The 16,909-nt window shown below is 64.7% G+C and carries 13 protein-coding genes; 4 read left to right on the top strand and 9 right to left on the bottom strand.

Going from position 1 to position 16,909, the window contains the following annotated elements:
• The gene (acnA, locus tag A5781_RS07200; protein WP_067203242.1) at positions 1-2,781 is read right to left on the bottom strand and encodes an aconitate hydratase AcnA; all 2,781 of its coding nucleotides are present in this window, start codon (positions 2,779-2,781) and stop codon (positions 1-3) included.
• Between the two features lie 257 nt (positions 2,782-3,038).
• Here acnA and A5781_RS07195 point away from each other — a divergent pair, with 257 nt between their 5' ends.
• Positions 3,039-3,452, top strand: coding sequence for a PRC-barrel domain-containing protein (locus A5781_RS07195; RefSeq protein ID WP_067203240.1), 414 nt, complete (start codon positions 3,039-3,041; stop codon positions 3,450-3,452).
• An 81-nt stretch (positions 3,453-3,533) separates the two neighbouring features.
• On the opposite strand, the gene A5781_RS07190 is transcribed toward A5781_RS07195, so the two are convergent.
• Positions 3,534-4,514: a nitroreductase family protein gene (locus tag A5781_RS07190; RefSeq protein WP_067203237.1), complete on the bottom strand. Its 981-nt coding sequence runs from the start codon at positions 4,512-4,514 to the stop codon at positions 3,534-3,536.
• A gap of 130 nt (positions 4,515-4,644) precedes the next feature.
• On the opposite strand from A5781_RS07190, the gene A5781_RS07185 reads away from it, so the two are divergent.
• Positions 4,645-5,379 carry a metalloregulator ArsR/SmtB family transcription factor gene (locus A5781_RS07185; RefSeq protein WP_067203235.1) on the top strand — a complete coding sequence of 245 codons (735 nt, stop codon included), beginning with the start codon at positions 4,645-4,647 and terminating at the stop codon, positions 5,377-5,379.
• A gap of 86 nt (positions 5,380-5,465) precedes the next feature.
• Here the strand turns inward: A5781_RS07185 and A5781_RS07180 are convergent, their stop codons facing one another.
• From A5781_RS07180 to A5781_RS07155, 6 genes are all read right to left on the bottom strand, one after another.
• Positions 5,466-6,212 carry a succinate dehydrogenase/fumarate reductase iron-sulfur subunit gene (locus tag A5781_RS07180; protein ID WP_067203442.1) on the bottom strand — a complete coding sequence of 249 codons (747 nt, stop codon included), beginning with the start codon at positions 6,210-6,212 and terminating at the stop codon, positions 5,466-5,468.
• Positions 6,213-6,291: 79 nt separating this feature from the next.
• Entirely contained in the window at positions 6,292-6,678 is a 387-nt protein-coding gene (locus A5781_RS07175; RefSeq protein ID WP_231990658.1) for a cupin domain-containing protein, read from the bottom strand.
• A 114-nt stretch (positions 6,679-6,792) separates the two neighbouring features.
• Complete coding sequence (locus A5781_RS07170; RefSeq protein WP_067203440.1) at positions 6,793-8,487, bottom strand: molybdopterin-dependent oxidoreductase; 1,695 nt, start codon at positions 8,485-8,487, stop codon at positions 6,793-6,795.
• Between the two features lie 393 nt (positions 8,488-8,880).
• Entirely contained in the window at positions 8,881-10,131 is a 1,251-nt protein-coding gene (locus A5781_RS07165) for a hypothetical protein (protein ID WP_067203231.1), read from the bottom strand.
• A complete protein-coding gene (locus tag A5781_RS07160; RefSeq protein WP_067203229.1) occupies positions 10,131-11,477 on the bottom strand; it encodes a hypothetical protein in 1,347 nt (448 codons plus the stop codon). The genes A5781_RS07165 and A5781_RS07160 overlap by 1 nt, the downstream gene beginning before the upstream one ends.
• Positions 11,478-11,546: 69 nt before the next feature.
• The gene (locus tag A5781_RS07155) at positions 11,547-12,938 is read right to left on the bottom strand and encodes a condensation domain-containing protein (protein ID WP_067203226.1); all 1,392 of its coding nucleotides are present in this window, start codon (positions 12,936-12,938) and stop codon (positions 11,547-11,549) included.
• An 855-nt stretch (positions 12,939-13,793) separates the two neighbouring features.
• Here A5781_RS07155 and A5781_RS07150 point away from each other — a divergent pair.
• Both A5781_RS07150 and A5781_RS07145 read left to right on the top strand, forming a co-directional pair.
• Complete coding sequence (locus A5781_RS07150) at positions 13,794-14,540, top strand: maleylpyruvate isomerase family mycothiol-dependent enzyme (protein WP_082939241.1); 747 nt, start codon at positions 13,794-13,796, stop codon at positions 14,538-14,540.
• Between the two features lie 87 nt (positions 14,541-14,627).
• The gene (locus A5781_RS07145) at positions 14,628-15,245 is read left to right on the top strand and encodes a TetR/AcrR family transcriptional regulator (RefSeq protein ID WP_067203222.1); all 618 of its coding nucleotides are present in this window, start codon (positions 14,628-14,630) and stop codon (positions 15,243-15,245) included.
• 2 nt (positions 15,246-15,247) lie between these two features.
• On the opposite strand, the gene A5781_RS07140 is transcribed toward A5781_RS07145, so the two are convergent.
• The gene (locus A5781_RS07140; protein ID WP_067203220.1) at positions 15,248-16,900 is read right to left on the bottom strand and encodes a (2,3-dihydroxybenzoyl)adenylate synthase; all 1,653 of its coding nucleotides are present in this window, start codon (positions 16,898-16,900) and stop codon (positions 15,248-15,250) included.
• Positions 16,901-16,909 lie beyond the last annotated feature (9 nt).

Raw genomic sequence — 16,909 nt, 5'->3', positions numbered from 1 at the left:
CTAGAGCAATTCTCGCAGGACGTATTGCATGATCCCACCGTGGCGGTAGTAGTCGGCCTCGCCGGGGGTGTCGATGCGCACGATCGCGTCGAACTCGACGCCGCCGGCCTTGACGCGCACAGCGTCGGGGATGGTCTCGTTGAGCGCAGTAACGTCGGTGATGTCGACGGTCTCCTCGCCGGTCAACCGCAGCGAGTCCGCGCTTTGCCCCTCGGGGAATTGCAGTGGCAGCACACCCATCCCGATCAGGTTGGAGCGGTGGATCCGTTCGTAGGACTCAGCGATTACCGCGCGCACCCCGAGCAGGGCGGTGCCCTTGGCCGCCCAGTCGCGCGATGACCCGGAGCCGTATTCCTTGCCGGCGAGGATGACCAGGGGCGTACCCGCCTTTGCGTAGTTCACCGAGGCGTCGTAAATGGTCGCCACCGGGCCGTCGGGCTGGGTGAAGTCGCGTGTCCATCCGCCTTCGGTGCCCGGGGCGAGTTGGTTGCGCAGCCGGATGTTGGCGAAGGTGCCGCGGATCATCACCTCATGATTGCCGCGCCGCGAGCCGTAGGAGTTGAAGTCCTTGCGTGCAATCCCGTCTTCGGACAAGTACTTTCCCGCAGGCGAGTCGGCCTTGATGGAGCCGGCCGGACTGATGTGATCGGTGGTGACCGAGTCACCGAGCCTGGCCAGCACCCGGGCCCCCGCGATGTCCGCGACCGGTTGCGGGTTGCGGCGCATGCCGTCGAAGTAGGGCGGCTTGCGGACATAGCTGGAGCTCGGATCCCATTGGAAGGTGTCGGTTTCGGGAACCGCCAGCGAGCGCCAGCGGTCGTCGCCGGCATACACGTCGGCGTAGTCCTTGCTGAACATTTCGGAGCGCACGGAGTCGGCGATGACCTCGGCGATCTCGTCGGTGGTGGGCCAGATGTCGCGCAGGTAGACCGGCTTTCCGTCGCTTCCAGTGCCCAGCGGGTCGCGCAGCAGGTTGGTGTGCAGGGTGCCGGCCAGTGCGTAGGCGACGACCAACAGTGGGGACGCAAGGAAATTCATCTTGCACTCCGGGTGGATACGGCCCTCGAAATTGCGGTTGCCTGACAGCACCGAGCAGACGGTGAGGTCGTTCTCGGTCACCGCCTGGCTGACCTCGGGAATCAGTGGCCCGGAGTTGCCGATGCAGGTGGTGCATCCGTAGCCCACGAGGTTGAAGCCGAGTTTATCCAGATATGGTGTCAGCCCGGCCTTTTCGTAGTAGTCGGTGACGACCCGGGAGCCGGGTGCCAGCGAGGTCTTGACCCAGGGCTTGCGGTTCAGCCCCTTTTCCACCGCTTTTTTCGCCAGCAGGGCCGCGCCCAGCATCACCGACGGATTGGAGGTATTGGTGCAGGAGGTGATCGCGGCGATCACCACGTCCCCGTTGTCGACGCTGACCCGGTCTCCCTGCAGGCTGATCTCGACGGGGTTGCGCGGCCAGTCGGTCCCGTCGCCGTTGGTCTGCGGCGCGCGCGGGCGGTCGCTGGGGTGGTCGCTGCTGACCGCGATCGAATCGCTGGCGGGGAACGACTCCGCGGACGCCTCGTCCAGACCCAATTCCATTGCCTCGGTGTATGTCTGACCCGATAGCAACCCGGCGATCGCCTGGGGAGCGACGCGCAACGGGATGCGGTCCTGCGGTCGTTTGGGCCCCGCGATCGACGGCTCGACCGTGCCGAGGTCCAGTTCGATCGTCTGCGAGAATGTCGGCTCGTGGTCGGGGTGGTGCCACAGGCCCTGCTCCTTCGCGTAGGCCTCCACCAGCCGGACCTGGTGTTCGGGGCGACCCGTCAGCCGCAGGTAGTCCAGGGTGACGTCGTCGATCGGGAAAATGGCGCAGGTGGCGCCGTATTCGGGGCTCATGTTGCCGATGGTGGCCCGGTTGGCCAGCGGTACGTTGGCCACGCCGGGCCCGTAGAAGTCGACGAACTTGCCGACCACACCGGTTCGACGCAGCAGCTCGGCCACCGTCAGCACCAAGTCGGTGGCCGTGGTGCCGGGCGGTAGCTCACCGGTCAGCTTCAGGCCCAGCACCTGCGGTATCAGCATGCTCATCGGTTGGCCGAGCATGGCCGCCTCGGCTTCGATGCCGCCCACACCCCAGCCGAGCACCCCCAGCCCGTTGACCATCGGGGTGTGCGAGTCGGTGCCGACGAGCGTGTCCGGATAGGCCTGCGGACCGTCCGGGCCCTGGCGGGTGAACACGACTCGGGACAGGTATTCCAGATTGACCTGGTGGCAGATCCCGGTATCCGGTGGCACGACACTGAAATCCGTGAACGCCTGCTGTGCCCAGCGCAGCAATTGATAGCGCTCGGCATTGCGTTCGAACTCTAATTCGGCATTGATCCGGAAGGCGTCCGGGCGGCCGAAGACGTCGGCGATCACCGAGTGGTCGATCACCAGCTCCGTCGGGCACAGTGGATTGATTCGTTTGGTGTCACCGCCGAGATCGGCGATGGCGTCGCGCATCGCCACCAGGTCCACCACGCACGGCACCCCGGTGAAGTCCTGCATCAGCACTCGCGCCGGGGTATAGGCCACCTCCCGCCCATGCTTGGCCCCCGGATCCCAGGCCGCCAGTGCGCCGATCTGTTCGGCGGTCACCAGCCGGCCGTCCTCGTTGCGTAACAGGTTCTCCAGCAAGACTTTCAAGCTGTAGGGCAACCGATCCGCGCCGTCGATCCGTGCCAGGCGGTGGATCTGGTAGGTGGTGCCGCCAACGGCAAGTTGATCACGCGTTCCGAAGCTGTCCGAGGCCATGAGAAACCCCCTTACGGGCTGCCTGACTGGTAATTCGAGCCTACGGCAATTGAGTACCAGGGCAAGAGTGGCAGGTTGGCACACCGGCCCGAGCGAACCGCCGGAATTCGATGAACACCCTCTTGCGGGCCGGCCGCATACTGGGTACATGCCGGAGCTGACCATCCAGTCGCAATCAGCCGACGGCACGTTACAAATCCGTCGAGTGCGCTGCAACCTCGAGCCATCTCGACGCCCACTATTGACCAGGAGTCCCGATGACAACCGAGGCTGACACCGCTCTCATCAAGCTCACGGGTACGGTCGTGAAGGTCAAGAACGCCACCGATGACATGCGTGGACGGCAGGTAAAGGACAAGGACCACAAGCACTTCGGCAGGGTGCATGACGTCTTCGTGGACGACCGTGAGCGCAAGCCCCGCTTCCTCCTCGTCGACCATGGTGGCCTTCTCGGCATCGGCGAAAAGAAGTCTTTCATCCCAGTCGACGTGATCGACGCGACCACCAGTGATGATGTCTTCGTCGGCGATACGCACGATCACATCTGCGGGGCACCGGCGTATGACGCAGGACTGGTCAACGATCGTGACTACCAGAGCCGTGTCTGTGGGTATTACGGGTGCTCGCCCTACTGGTCGTCCGGTTATGTCTACCCGAGCTTCAACCTGTAAGCGAGTTCGCAACCGCGGGTTTCGAAAACCCGGGGTCGCCACGAGCGACTGTCGACGCCGGTTCGCTGCCACCGCCGAGACTCAGCCCTTGCGTCGCAACACGTCGGCGAGCGCCCGCCGCGGCGTGGGCGGCGTCGTCCCGTCGAGTGCCGGTGCGACACCCACCCGGATCAGGACCTGGGGCAGGTCGGTGTGACCCGTGATCGCCGCGAGCAGTTCGCGGCTGACCGACAGTTCCGTCAGTTGCGAGACCGTGCAGGTGGCCAAGCCGGCCATCGTGCATTCCAGTAGGACACTCGACAGCGCCTCGCCGCACGCCAGCGCGTCGGCGTGGGTGTCGTCCTCGGTGGACAGCATCAAGATCTTCGAGAAATCTCGCGTGATCCCGGCGCGCCTGTCCAGGTTGCGGGTGAAGGGAAAGTGGCGATTGACGCCTACCCGATGCGACTCGGCGGCCGAGATCAGCGAGCTATAGGGGATGCCCTCGGATACTTCGAACGGGGCTGTCCACCAATCGAGTTCGAGATGATACGGAGAATCGTACAGACGCAGCGACTCGGTGAACTCGGCTGCCTCGGCCAGGCGCGGACGCGTCTCCTCCGGTAGCACGTCCAATCGCACCCCGCCGCCGTCGATCCCGCCACGTAGCAGGGGCTCGAACGATTCCCAGTCGACCGGCGCGAGGAATGGCAGCCGATCAGTCCGGCGTTTCAGCATCGCGTCGGCGCGGCGACGCTGCTCGTCGGTCACGCCTTCCGCGGGGACGAATTTCACCCGCGCCAGGCGGGCCGGATTAGCTGGATCGGGAAATCGCTCGACATCGGCGATCCAGCCCGCGGCCGCCATCGCCACCCGAAAATGATCGAGCGCCCCGCCGCAGCCGATGTGGGCCTCTCGCATCGATCGGTCCGTGTGCACGACGCGGCTCGTATCGAGAAACAGGTCCAGCCCGGCACCGTCTGTCACCCACAGCCACGGCTGGGTGTTGTACAGCGACGGGGCACGGCAGGCGATCCGGACCGCGTTCTCGATGACTGTGGTTTCCACCATGGTGTCCAACACGGCGCACCTCCGGTTTCCCTGCTGCCCCAAGGTCGTCGCGTTAGTGGAGACGCTAGGGCGTTCAGTGCTATTATTAATGAATAATATCCTCTAAATAGCTGAAAGGCAACCGGACGAGAGGACCGATGGGGTGGGCGAGCACAACGAGGACGAGGCCGGACGGCCGCACCGCGGGGAACGCAACCGGCAGCGCCAACGAGTTCTGGAACTGGTGCGCGAGCACGACGGACCGGTCGACGCGGCCGAACTCGGCGCCCGGCTCGGACTGCACACGACGACCGTGCGTTTTCATCTTGACGCGCTGTGCACCGAGGGGCTCGTTGAGCGCACCCGGATCACGCGCGCCGGCGTGGGCCGCCCCCGCACCGGCTACAGCGCGGTGCGCGAGCGGCTGGACTATCGAATCCTGGCCGAGATATTGGCGCTGGAACTCGGGGATACCGTCGACAAGCGGCGCCGCCGCGCCGAAGCCGCCGGCCGGCGATGGGCTGAGCGGATCACGGAGGACGACCCCCACGAAGATATTGCGGGGCAACATGTTCCACACCGCCTTACGCCCAGAAAAGCCGCTGAAGAGCGATCGGCGATGATCACGACGGTGTTCGACCGCATGGGATTCGGTCCCGAGCTGGTCCCGCCCGAAAAGTCGACTTCCGGCAACCAGCGGACCATCCGCCTGCACAGCTGCCCGGTCCGTGATATGGCCCGCGATCACCCGGAGGTGGCGTGCGCCCTGCATCAGGGGCTGCTGCAGGGCCTGGCTGGCCCGGCGGAGTCGGTTGGTTCCGGGCCGGCGATGCACGCCGAGCTGGAACCCTTCGTCGAACCCGAACTGTGTCTCGCCAGGGTGATCGCGCGTGACTGAGTTGTGCCACTCGCGCGGACGTCGAGGCGCTGCTGCGCCCGTTTTACGGCCGGGTGATGGCCGACGCTGAATGTTCTCGTGGTGTGCTACCGGCGAAAGAGCTTGCGCCCCAGCCAGACCACCGGGTCATACCTGCGGCTCGCGACGCGTTCCTTCATGGGGATGATGGCGTTGTCGGTGATCTTGATGTGTTCCGGGCAGACCTCGGTGCAGCACTTGGTGATGTTGCACAGTCCCAGGCCTTGCTCGCCCTGGGCGAGATCTCGCCGGTCGGCGGTATCGAGGGGGTGCATTTCCAGTTCGGCGAGGCGGATGAACATGCGCGGTCCGGCATACGCTCGCTTGTTGTCTTCGTGGTCACGGATCACGTGGCAGACGTCTTGGCACAGGAAGCACTCGATGCACTTGCGGAACTCCTGCGAGCGCTGGATGTCGGCTTGGGCCATCCGGTACTCGCCGGGCCGTAGATCCTTGGGTGGCGCGAAAGACGGCATTTCTCTTGCTTTTTCATAGTTGAACGAGACGTCGGCGACGAGATCGCGAATCACCGGGAAGGCTCGCATCGGGGTGACCGTGACAACCTCATCCTCGGCGAAGGTCGACATGCGAGTCATGCACATCAACTTCGGATAGCCGTTGATCTCCGCAGAGCAGGAACCGCATTTGCCCGCCTTGCAGTTCCAGCGCACCGCCAGGTCGGGCACTTGCGTGGCCTGCAGCCGGTGGATGACGTCCAGCACGACCTCACCCTCGTTGACCTCGACGGTGAAGTCACGGAGTTCGCCACCCTGCTCGTCGCCGCGCCACACCCGGATGATCCCGTTGTAGGTCATCAGCTCCTCCGTCCGGTCAAGGCATTTCCAGTTCAGCATCGATTTTGCGGCACGACGTCAGTTGCCATCGCGTCCTCCACTATGGGGGCAGGATTTCCCATTTTTGGTTCACGGTCAGGTAGCGAAGTCCGTCCGGGCCGGCGGTGAATTGTGGCCGCGACCGACTTGGCAGCCACAACAGGGAACCTGGGGTCAGCGAGATCGAGCCCTCTTCGGTGGTGAGCCGACCGCTTCCGGACAGCACATGGATCAAAACGTCGACGTCGGCTTCAGTGGCGGTGCTGATTTCGCCGTTAGGTGCCAACGTGATGACATTCCAGTCCAGGTCACGTTCGCCGACGTCGGACTTCCTGGCGACTCGGGCGTTCTGTGCTCTGTAGCGGTCCGCGATATCGGCGGTGTTCGTTGAGGATCGCGGCAGCCCGGACATGGGCTGCCGTCGCACGTCGAGTTCGTTGTCGGTCATGGGCTTAGCGCCCTCCCGCATTTTTACAATCTGACTTGTGTAAACCCTATCTCATGTGTGCGCGGTAGGGAAGGCTTCCACGTTGACCGATGGCGCCGGTAGTCCCCGCGCGCGTCAGATTGTTTGGTGACGTCCGAAGTATTCGTGGTCTTCGTTGTAGCCGCCATACCCGCTGCCCAGCTCGGAGTAGTGGGCGACGAACTCAATGCCCTTGATCCACTTCACATGTCGGAAGCCGTGTTGTAGTTCGTTGCGCAGCCGCAGCGGCGCGCCGTGGCCGTAACTCACCGGTTCGTCGTTCATGTCGTAGGCCAGCATGGTCAGATGATGGCTCATCTGCTCGATCGGGTGCGCGACGTAGTAGATGCCGCCGTCTGCGCCCGGACCCAGCGAGTAGAACACCACCCACTTGGCTTCCGGCAGCGGCTTGACGATGTCCATGATCGTCTGCATCGACACGCCACCCCATTTGGCGACACCCGACCAGCCCTGAATGCAGAAGTGTTGGGTGATTTGTTCGTGGTAAGGCAGCTCATGGAGGTCGGCCAGGGAAAACTCGGTCGGATGCTCGACGAGGCCGTAGACGCGCAGCCGCCAATCGACAAAGTCGTTTTGCTCCAGCTCTTTGTACTCAACGGTTTCCGGGTAGGTGCCGTTGTGCCACAGATACGGCGAGATGTCTTCTTCGGTGAACGCGCCCGGCTTGGGGTTGGCGCGCTCGAACAGCCGCTGCAGCGGCCCGACGAGTGCGTAGCCGACCCGTTGCACCACGCGTGGATGGCGATGGGTGAAGGGCGTGGCGGCCACCCAGCCGACGGTGACCACCACCATGGCCACGGTGAAGACGGCGAATCCGACCCAGCCGTTGTCGTCGCGCGCGGCGAACATGTGGTTGAGGTTGCGCAATGCCTCGGTAGCGAAGACGAACGTGACGTGGACAACGATGAAGAAGAGGAAATACACCAGCACCAGGAAATGCAGCGAGCGCGCGGCCTGGATGCTCAACCGTTTGCTGATCACGGTAAGACGCATCGAAAGGGCCGGCGACATTCCGAGCCCGGTGATGAGCGCGAGCGGTGCGGCGATGAAGACGGTGGTGAAGTACGCGAGCAGTTGCAGCCCGTTGTACGCCACCCAGGTGTTGTCGACCGGCCAGTCCAACGACAGGTATTGGATCGCAACGGAAACCGCGTTGGGGAAGACGTCCCAGCTGGTCGGAACAATTCGTCGCCATTGGCCGGTGGCCAACAAAAGCACGTAGAAGACCGCGCCGTTGAGTAGCCACAAGACGTCTACGCCAAGGTGCCACCACCGCGCCAACCCGATCGAATGGCGAATTCCCGGCAACCCCAATTGACGCGGCAGTGCCACCGAATCGTCCTTGGCCGTCCACAGCGGGTCGTCAGGCACGGACTTTGCCACCCGCAGCCATTCGTCTTTGCCCGGCGTGGAGTTGCGCCTGAAGTAGAGCCGGGGATGGTCGCACAAAATCTGAATTCCGGAGCGGATGATAAAGATCATCAGGAACAGGTTGAAGAAGTGCGTCCAGCCCGCCCAGGCGGGGATGCCCGGGCTGACCCCCGAGGGCACCTGGCTGCCGGGATACCGTTGAATGAATGCCTGGACGGCCGGCATGTTGTGCAGGCCCTTGCCGAGCGCTACCGCCGCGAGCAGCAAAACGAACCCAATGGGAATGAGCCACAATAGATTTACCCACCTGTCATGACCGATGCGTAGCCGCGGTGCAATCGCCCGTTTGTCTTCAATCCCGCCGGCCCAGGTCTGCGGGTCGACGATGTTCTCGGCCAGCTGTAACTCTGCGCGATAGCCCGCATCCTGACTCTGATCGCCGACGTCATTGTTGGGTGTGACGTTTCGACCGCCGCACGCGGGAGGCGCTGCGGCGCTCGCAGATGAACCAGGCTGTCTGTCGGCGCCGCGATCACCCTGCGAGCGCAGAAAGTAGGTTTCGTTTCCTGTCATGGGAGCCCACCCTCCATATGGTTTATACAAGCCCCCTTGTGTAAACTGTACGCCACGGCAGTGCGATAGGAAACCCGTGCGTGATTGATCGGGTCTGCGTCGAGGAGCGTCCGGTTGAATGCAGACCCAACAAGCTGCGATTTGTCACGAGCCGACGCGCCCCATCATTTTGATGACGATGGGGTTGATAGGGGATCGTCTACCGCCTGGGCGGTGCCGTCAGAACATCCGCGGCCCGCCGAAGCCGGGGACCGTGCCCACCGGGATCAGCGCGAGCGCGATCACGAGAAAAACAAACAGCCGCAACGTTTTCGGAGTCGGCTCCTGTCTGATCTCCGGCCTGCGCGACGCGAAGAGGGCGAACACCACCCCGATGTCGAACGCCACGATCGTCAGCCAGCGGGTCCAGTCGTAGCCGGTCAGGAAGACCGGGGAGATCAACACCGACCCGGCGACGACCCAGGTCACACGGCCCCGCAGCGCGTTGAGGAATGCACCAAGCGGCACGCCCGAAACACTGCTGAGTCCCCACATCGTCGCCACAACGGCGGCGGCTCCGAACACCAGGGACATGGTGAGGCCGACTATTCCGATGTGGCCGACGGTTCGGATGGCATCGGTGATTCCGTTGTCGTAGTTCGGCATCACATTGCGGCACACCCAGTCGTGGTAATCGGTTTGCCTCGATTGCCCGTCGATTACATAGCGCAGCAACGTGGTTGGTGACGTGACGGTCGCAAACGGGTTGGGCACCAAGTGGTGGGGGACCGACGCGCAGAGTTGAGCGGCGACGTCATGACGACCGAATGCCGCGACCGCGGCCGTCGTGCAGGCGCCCGGCGTCACCGCGAGGAGCGCGCCGAGGCCCCGGGCGTCTGTCAGCGCACCGCCCAGGACGACGATCGCCAGCACGGCGCCCAATCCGAACTGCAGCCCTACCGCCTCGTGCATGAGCGTCAACGCCGCAATCACAAGGCCGTAGGCCGTGCACAATGCCACCGCGACCGCGCGGGAACGTGCGAGCATCAACGCGCAGGAGAACAGCGCCAGCGCCGCTGCCCCGAACAGATCCGGCCGGGCCGAGTATGCCGCAAACGGAACTCCGAAGGGCAGCAACGGAATCAGCATCGCAACCATCAAGCTGCGCTCAGACCGCGGGCGACCGAAGAGCACTACGCCCGCGACCGTTGCCAGGCCGCCCAGATAGACTGCCGTCGACAGCCACCGCAGAATCAGCGTGGCGGAGAAGTAGTGTCCCGGGGCGAGCCGCACCAATTCGCCTGCAAGACCGCGCCGCACGAAGCCATGCGTGTAGTCGGCCGCGTAGTACGACATCCAGTACACGTCGAGCGGAACGATCTTGATCGCGAACCACAGCACGGCTACCGCCCAGGCCGCAATCGCGGCGGCGACACCCGCGTACATGAGATGGCGCCGGCTTTGAGTCACTCTGAGGTCGAGGCCCACCATCAGATCTGGCCCTCGTAGACGGTGGTGGCCCCCAGCTGCAGGTCAGCCAGCGCGCTGCACGCGAGCTCGCGGGCTTCCGCTGCGCTGTTGCCGGCGCCGTCCTGGCACGCTATGACGTTGAGAAACCGGCTGCGGTTGATCGTTCCAGTGCTGCAGAACAATTGGCCATGGGTCTGCTCGATGCGACGGCGGGTGATGCCCTGTTCGGCCAGCCGGATGGAGACCTCGGCTGCATCGGCACCATCGATGCGGCCAACGGCGGGATCGAGGCTTCCGAGGTTGGAGCAGCCGACCGGAAGTTGGTCGGTCGACATGGCGACGCCTTCGGCGTGGCGGACGAGCCAGCGTGGTGTGAACGGAACAAGCGGTAATCCCGCGAGCATTTCGTTGGGCTCTTGGTGCAGCGACGTCAGCCGCCTCTTGACATCGGCCCGCACGCAACTCAAGTCGTTGGCCACCGCTGTTCCATCGACGGTAAGCGTGATCGAGGTCAGGGCGTTGGCCCGGTCGTCGTTGCTGGTGCGATCGCTGACGGGGAGCACGACCGTCACCGAGTTCCCGTCTGGAAGCACCCTGCCGATCCGGTGCGCCAGCCGGGCTGCGAATGCGACGAAGAGTGTGTTGCTGCTTCCGTTGAGACTGCGCGCACGGGCTTCCCACGCGGCGGCGTCGGTCTGGATCGTCACCGATGGGAGTGCCGGCTGCTCATCATCAATCCCAGAGAGCGGGCCGGGCCGCCGCGCCCCAGGCGCAGACTGGGGACCGGACGAGGCCTTGACCAGAATCATCAGAGTCGCGATCAGGGCACGGATGACCACAGGCAGCGAACGCACGGCATCGGTCAGGTCCTCGGAGACGGCGCGCACCCGGCTACGTGAATTCGGTTGTGGGTAGCCGCGATTGCGTCTCTCTTTATTGACCGCCTCGGTTACCGCCGTTATCGCCGCGAGTCCATCGACGACGCAGTGTGATGACACCAAGGTGACTGCCGCGCCTCCGTCGTCCAGCGGTAGCACGCCCAGGTGAAACGTCGGGCCGAACTCGGGGTCGACGGGTACCTGTGCGCGTCTTTCGATCCACGCGCCGATCGCCGACCGCGGTTGCCGCGGCTCTAGCGCGATGTCGGGTGAATCGTTGTCGAGTACCCAGCGATGACGCCCGAAAGGCAGCGGTGAGCGCTCGATGCGCCGTCCGAGGAGACCGGCACCGAGATTGTCTTTGAAGGTGTGCAATTCGTCGATGTTCACGTCGCGGTCGTACACCCACGTGCATTGCACCGTGCTGCCTTGACCGGTGGCCCGCAGCCGCAGGAACGCGGCCTGGTCCAGAAGCGCCAGCTTCGTCACTGGCGAGTTAGGAGGTGCATGTGTCGTCAGGCCACTCACGCCGAGACCTATGGCAGGAACACAAATGCATCAGGCATCGTCGTGCAGCCCGGCGTCGGACACCCGCGTGAACTCAGCGCGCATGGCTTCGACATAGCGCCGGACCGACCCGCGAGCGATGTCGGTGCCCGGGTAAGCGACCACCAGTTGTGTTCCGTCGTGCATGCGGTTGACCCACATGCACACCGTCTCCGACAGCCGGTTGTCACCCCAGATGCCGGCGCGCAAACCGTCGAAGTAGTCACCGAACGGCAGCTTGCGAATGTCGATATAGGACAACATCGGCACCGGTCGGTCCGGAACCTCGAAGTGGCCGGCCGAGCCGGCCGGTGTCTCGAGCAGGTGGTAGTAGGGCACGGCGCCGAGGGCCGCGTTCGCATCGAACGACGCCTGGGCGGCGCTCACCACTTCGTCGAATGACGCACCGGCGGTCGGAATCGCCAGCGGGACGAAACTGGCCAACCAGCCGACCGCGGTGGCATGGGCGGGATCGCGCCGGTTATCAAAGGGAGTTAGACCGAAATATGTTGCCGCGCCTGTTAACCGATGCTCGGCCAAAGCGGCGCAGGCGAACACGCCACCGCTGAAGCGGGCTCCCGCGGCACGGCACGCGGCCTCGAAACGCCGGCCCTGATCGTCATCGATCAGGTCGAACACGTCGATGGCTCCCGGCGTATCCGCGGCCGCCTCGCCCAGTTCCAGTGGAAACCTCGGCAGCGCACCATTATTCGCCGAGAGGAAGGCGCGCCAGCGCTGGATTTCGGGCGATTCCTCATCAAGGCTCGCGGTGTAGGCGCGCTGCTTCGCGCTGAATTCACGATGACTGGCCGCGGGCGCCAGCGCGGCCTGCCCGTTCTGCAGCGCGCTGAAGTACGCCGTCTGGATGTCCAGGAAGATCACACCGGCCGACATACCGTCGGCGCGCAGGTGATCGACGGCGATGTAGATGGTGAACCGGTCTTCGCCTTGGACAATTCCGAAGCTGAAGCAGTCCCATTGCAGCGGGTCGGGGGTATCGACGATGAGCTTGCGGATCTGAAGCGGAGCCATTTCTCCGAGATCCGTTGGCACGAGCGTGATGTTCTCCGGGTCGGCAATGACGTAGCGGATGATTTCCTCATTGTCAGAGAAGGCAAACCGGTCGTGGTAGGCATCGTGTCGCCGCACGTGGCTATTCAGCGCTTGCGTCATCGCATCGACATCGCAGACGCCCCTGATCTCCCAGGCTCCGATGCACAACCGGGGGATATCGCGGCCGAGGCTGACCTGGCGCCGGTAATAGCGAAGATGCTGTGACTGCTGGTAACTGACCGGGGCGGGGTGATATTGCGCTTCTGCGGCGCGCGCGTAAGTGTTCGCGGTGGGATACCAGGATACGACGGTGCCCTCGGCTGTCCAGTCGTCAACCGTGCCCAGGAACATGCGCTACCTTTCCTCGTCAGTTGGCGACGCCAGTCGGATGACCATAACGCGCCTGCGCGTGAGTTGCCGGATGACTTTGAGGTGCCGAGGGAGTTTTATTTCGCGAGGCTGGTAATGCCTTCTCGCTAGCTGCGTGAAATGCGGCTCAGTGATTTGGCTCACTCTGGCTTGAAATGGCCCCGCGCGTGTCGTCAACCAGGGCGAATAGGCGACTCGCTGACCGTCGCGCGGCGCAAGCATAAACGTCCCCCTCGGGCCTGACAACCGCACAGGATTGACAGGACCCGCACGATTGCCATCGTCTTGCCGTGCAAGAGTCAACCGGCACGCGGATTCGTTTGATGCGGCGCGCGGTTAACTCCGGACTACTGCTCAAACAAGCCTTTATCTCGACGCCACGGACCCAACGTGTCGAATACTCACCGATAGCGAGAGCTATCTCAGCAATGCCATTCGTGCAACTCCCAGGCCCACGAAACGACGCCTCGATCACCATATCCCAGGCTAGGTTACGGCGGAATAGTACCAGCCGAAGAATTTTTCTGCGCGCGATCACCCAGCGTGCGATCGCCTATCCAGAATGCGAAAGGCTCCGCCGGGGTCGTCAGTGTTGGCTGACGCCAACGGCTTTCGCCGTGGGCGGGGCCGAGTTGCGCGAAATGACCTACTGATCAGGGAGATTGGCCGTCAGGAAACGGAAACGGCGCCCGGTCGCACGTGCCAACCCGGCTTTGGGCCGCTCCGGGCGGCGCACCGGTTCGCGCCGCCGCCCGAATGCACACCAGAGGACCGCTTGACGTCATACATACAGAGTGTATGTTCATACATACGGTATGTATGAGAGGAGATGGGTTCATGTCTGCCACGCTCGACGCGATAGCGGAGGAACGCGCAACCGTTCTGAAGGTTTGCGCGCAAATGCCTGATTCGATGTGGGCGGAGGGCAGCGGGTGTTCGGGCTGGTCGGTCCAGGATCTGGTATCGCACATGGCGTGTAGCTACTGGTTGGCGGTTGATCCGTCGACGCTGCCCGATCCCGGCGGCCTGCCCGCCGAACGCGCAGCGGACCTGTACGTCGAGTCCCGTCGTTCGATGACCCCGGCGGAGGTGGTGGCCGACTATGAGTCGGTCAGTTCGCGAGGGCTGGAGTTGCTCGCCGCTGTCGAGGGCCAAGATATCGAGATACCGATCGGTGACGTCGGAACTTATCCGGCCTCCGTCGTGCCCACGACTTTTGTCTTCGAATCCTTCATCCATCTTCGATACGACTTGTTTGCCCCGGATGGACCGTTGCGGTCAGATCCGCCACCCGTCGACGAACTACGGCTTGCCCCCACGCTGGACTGGATCGAGGCTGCGCTGCCGCAGCAGAACACCCACCTGCTCAACGATTTACGCGTGGGTGCCGAGATCCGCCTCGACGGGCTGTGCGCCAGGACCCTGCGCCTCGGCGCCCAGGGCGATGTGGCCGCGCGTATCACGTCCAATTCGGAAGCGTTCGTGCGATGGATAACCCAACGCGGTCCCTGGGAAAGCCTCGGCGTTCAGGCCGAGGGCGACCCGTCTGCTCTGGAGATCATCCGTCAGCTCAGAGTGTTCTGAACGACGCTGCCTCCCGCGGTATCGCACCCCACGACCTTCATGCGGTATGCATGACATGCATACGTGGGTGTGAAAGGTGAGGCTCGCATGGCGCAGGACGGTCGCCGCACACAGGCGGAGCGCGCCGCGGACACGCGTGGCGCGCTGATCAGCGCCGCCCGGCCCCTGTTCGCATCGTTGGGATTCGCCGAGGTATCCCTGGAGACGATTGTGCGCGACGCCGGGGTGACGCGCGGCGCGTTGTACCACCACTTCGCCGACAAGACAGAGCTATTCGCGGCGGTCTTCGAGCAAGTGGAGGGCGAGATGGCCGCCCGGATGGGGGAGGCCGTCGCGGCTGCCGGGGAATCCGATCCGGTCGAGATCATGCGGCTGTGCGCGGGCCTGTGGTTGGACGCGTGTGCCGAGCCGGAGGTCCAGCGCATCGTTTTGCTGGAGGCGCTGGCGGTGCTTGGCTGGGAACGCTGGAGCGACATCGGGCACCGATACAACATCGGATTCGTGACGGCGCTGCTGACCGACGCCATCGAGTCCGGCAGCATCCCGCCCCAACCCGTCGAGGCCACGGCCCTGACCGTCATGGGGGCGTTGCGCGAGGCAACGCTCTACATTGCCCGTGCAGACGACCATCGCCAGGCGAGGGCGGATGCCGGCGCGGTGATGGACAGGCTCCTTGAAGCATTACGGGCCAAGCACAGCGGCTGACGTCACCCTGGCTGAGCCGAGATCTGGGCGGCGATCGCCTTCTTGTCGATCTTGCCGATGGGTGTGGTGGGCAGTGTGGTCATCGGCACCAGCGCGTCGGGCCGGGCGTGGGCGGCCACCCCACGCCGGTCGAGGTAGGAGTTCAGTTCCGCTAACGTCACCGCGGGACCGGTGAAAACTACCGCCGCGCAGATTTTTTCGCCGAGGTACGGGTCCGGCAATGGCACCGCTGCCGCGGAGAAGATCGACGGGTGGCTGAGCATCTGCTCCTCGAGGTCCGCGGCGGAGATGGTTTCACCGCCTCGACAGATCACGTCCTTGACCCGCCCGGTGACCGTTAGATAGCCATCGTGCCGGAGCCGGACCAGGTCGCCGCTTCGGAAGAAGCCGTCGCGGTCGAAGCAGCGTTGGTTGTCGCGCTCGGCGCGGTAGTAGCCGTTGAGCGTGTACGGGCCTCGCACCAGCAGCTCGCCTTCCTCGCCTGACGCCACGGGTTCGCCGTCGGCGTCGACGACGCGCAATTCGTCGGCCGCGCAGAGCGGCCGGCCCTGGGTGTGGTCGGTGAGGTCGGGCGGATCGCCCGGGCGGGTGTAGTTCAGCAGTCCCTCCGCCATCCCGAATACCTGCTGCAGTCCCGGGGTCAACGCGGCGCGGATAAGGCGGGCGTCGTCGGCCTCCAGCTTGGCACCGCCAACTTGCAAGAGCCGCAGAGACTTCGGTGTCACCGGCTCCCACTCGCAGGCTTGCGCCCACAGTTTGGCCAGGGCCGGCACCAGGGCGGTGACCGTGACGCCGTGGCGCTCGATGGCGGCGAATGCGGCCTCCGGGCTGGGGTCCTTGCCGAACACGGTGGTGGCGCCCACGGTCATCGCGCCGAGCAGCCCGGGACAGGCCAGCGGGAAGTTGTGGCCGGCCGAGAGCAGCACCAGATAGACGTCGCCGGCCGTGAGCCGGCACACCTGGGCGCTGGCGGTCGCGTTGAACACGTAATCGTCGTGGGTGCGGGGGATGAGTTTGGGAGTCCCGGTGGTGCCGCCCGAAACCAGCAGCAGCGCAGGCGATCCCGGATCGCGCGCCGGCGGCGGCGGTGCGGTGGCGGCCCGATCGCAGAGTTGTGTCCACGAGGTGAACGGGCCGGGGTCGCCGTCGACGATGACGTGCTCGAGCGTCGGGTGGTCGTGGATGAGTTCGCACGCCATGGCGCGGTAGTCGAAACCGTTTGCCGCATCGGTGATCACCAATCCGGTGGCTTGGCTGACGCCGGCGAAGTGCCCCAATTCGGCGGCCCGGTGGCCGGGCAGGCACATCACCGGGATGGCGCCCGCGCGCAACAGCCCGAACAGCGCCACCGCGAACTGGCAACCGTTCGGCAGTTGCAGCAGTACCCGGTCGCCCGGCGCGATGCCCAGCGCGTGCAATCCTGCGGCGGCGCGGCCGGCGCGCGCGTCGAGCTGGGCATAGCTCAGGCCCGCACCGTCCGCGGCGTCGAGCACGGCCGTTCGGTCGGGCCAGCGCCGCGCCGCATCGCTCAGGATGGTGTCCAGCGTGCGTCCCGCCCAGTAGCCGGCCGCCCGATAGGCGGCGACCCGATCGGCGGGGAACGGCACGAACCCTTCGAGGGCCCCGGCCAGGGCCGGTGGTGTCTTCGCGGTCATGGGTCCTTA

The sequence above is a fragment of the Mycobacterium sp. 852002-30065_SCH5024008 genome (assembly GCF_001665645.1).
Taxonomy (GTDB): Bacteria; Actinomycetota; Actinomycetes; order Mycobacteriales; family Mycobacteriaceae; genus Mycobacterium; species Mycobacterium paraffinicum.
This window is presented reverse-complemented; position numbering and strand designations above follow the sequence as displayed.

What these genes read in the sequence shown, in the direction of transcription:
- acnA (WP_067203242.1), bottom strand. Translation starts at nt 2,781, where the DNA reads ATGGCCTCGGACAGCTTCGGAACGCGTGATCAACTTGCCGTTGGCGGC.
- A5781_RS07195 (WP_067203240.1), top strand. Translation starts at nt 3,039, where the DNA reads ATGACAACCGAGGCTGACACCGCTCTCATCAAGCTCACGGGTACGGTC.
- A5781_RS07180 (WP_067203442.1), bottom strand. Translation starts at nt 6,212, where the DNA reads ATGACCTACAACGGGATCATCCGGGTGTGGCGCGGCGACGAGCAGGGT.
- A5781_RS07175 (WP_231990658.1), bottom strand. Translation starts at nt 6,678, where the DNA reads ATGACCGACAACGAACTCGACGTGCGACGGCAGCCCATGTCCGGGCTG.
- A5781_RS07165 (WP_067203231.1), bottom strand. Translation starts at nt 10,131, where the DNA reads ATGGTGGGCCTCGACCTCAGAGTGACTCAAAGCCGGCGCCATCTCATG.
- A5781_RS07155 (WP_067203226.1), bottom strand. Translation starts at nt 12,938, where the DNA reads ATGTTCCTGGGCACGGTTGACGACTGGACAGCCGAGGGCACCGTCGTA.
- A5781_RS07150 (WP_082939241.1), top strand. Translation starts at nt 13,794, where the DNA reads ATGTCTGCCACGCTCGACGCGATAGCGGAGGAACGCGCAACCGTTCTG.
- A5781_RS07145 (WP_067203222.1), top strand. Translation starts at nt 14,628, where the DNA reads ATGGCGCAGGACGGTCGCCGCACACAGGCGGAGCGCGCCGCGGACACG.
- A5781_RS07140 (WP_067203220.1), bottom strand. Translation starts at nt 16,900, where the DNA reads ATGACCGCGAAGACACCACCGGCCCTGGCCGGGGCCCTCGAAGGGTTC.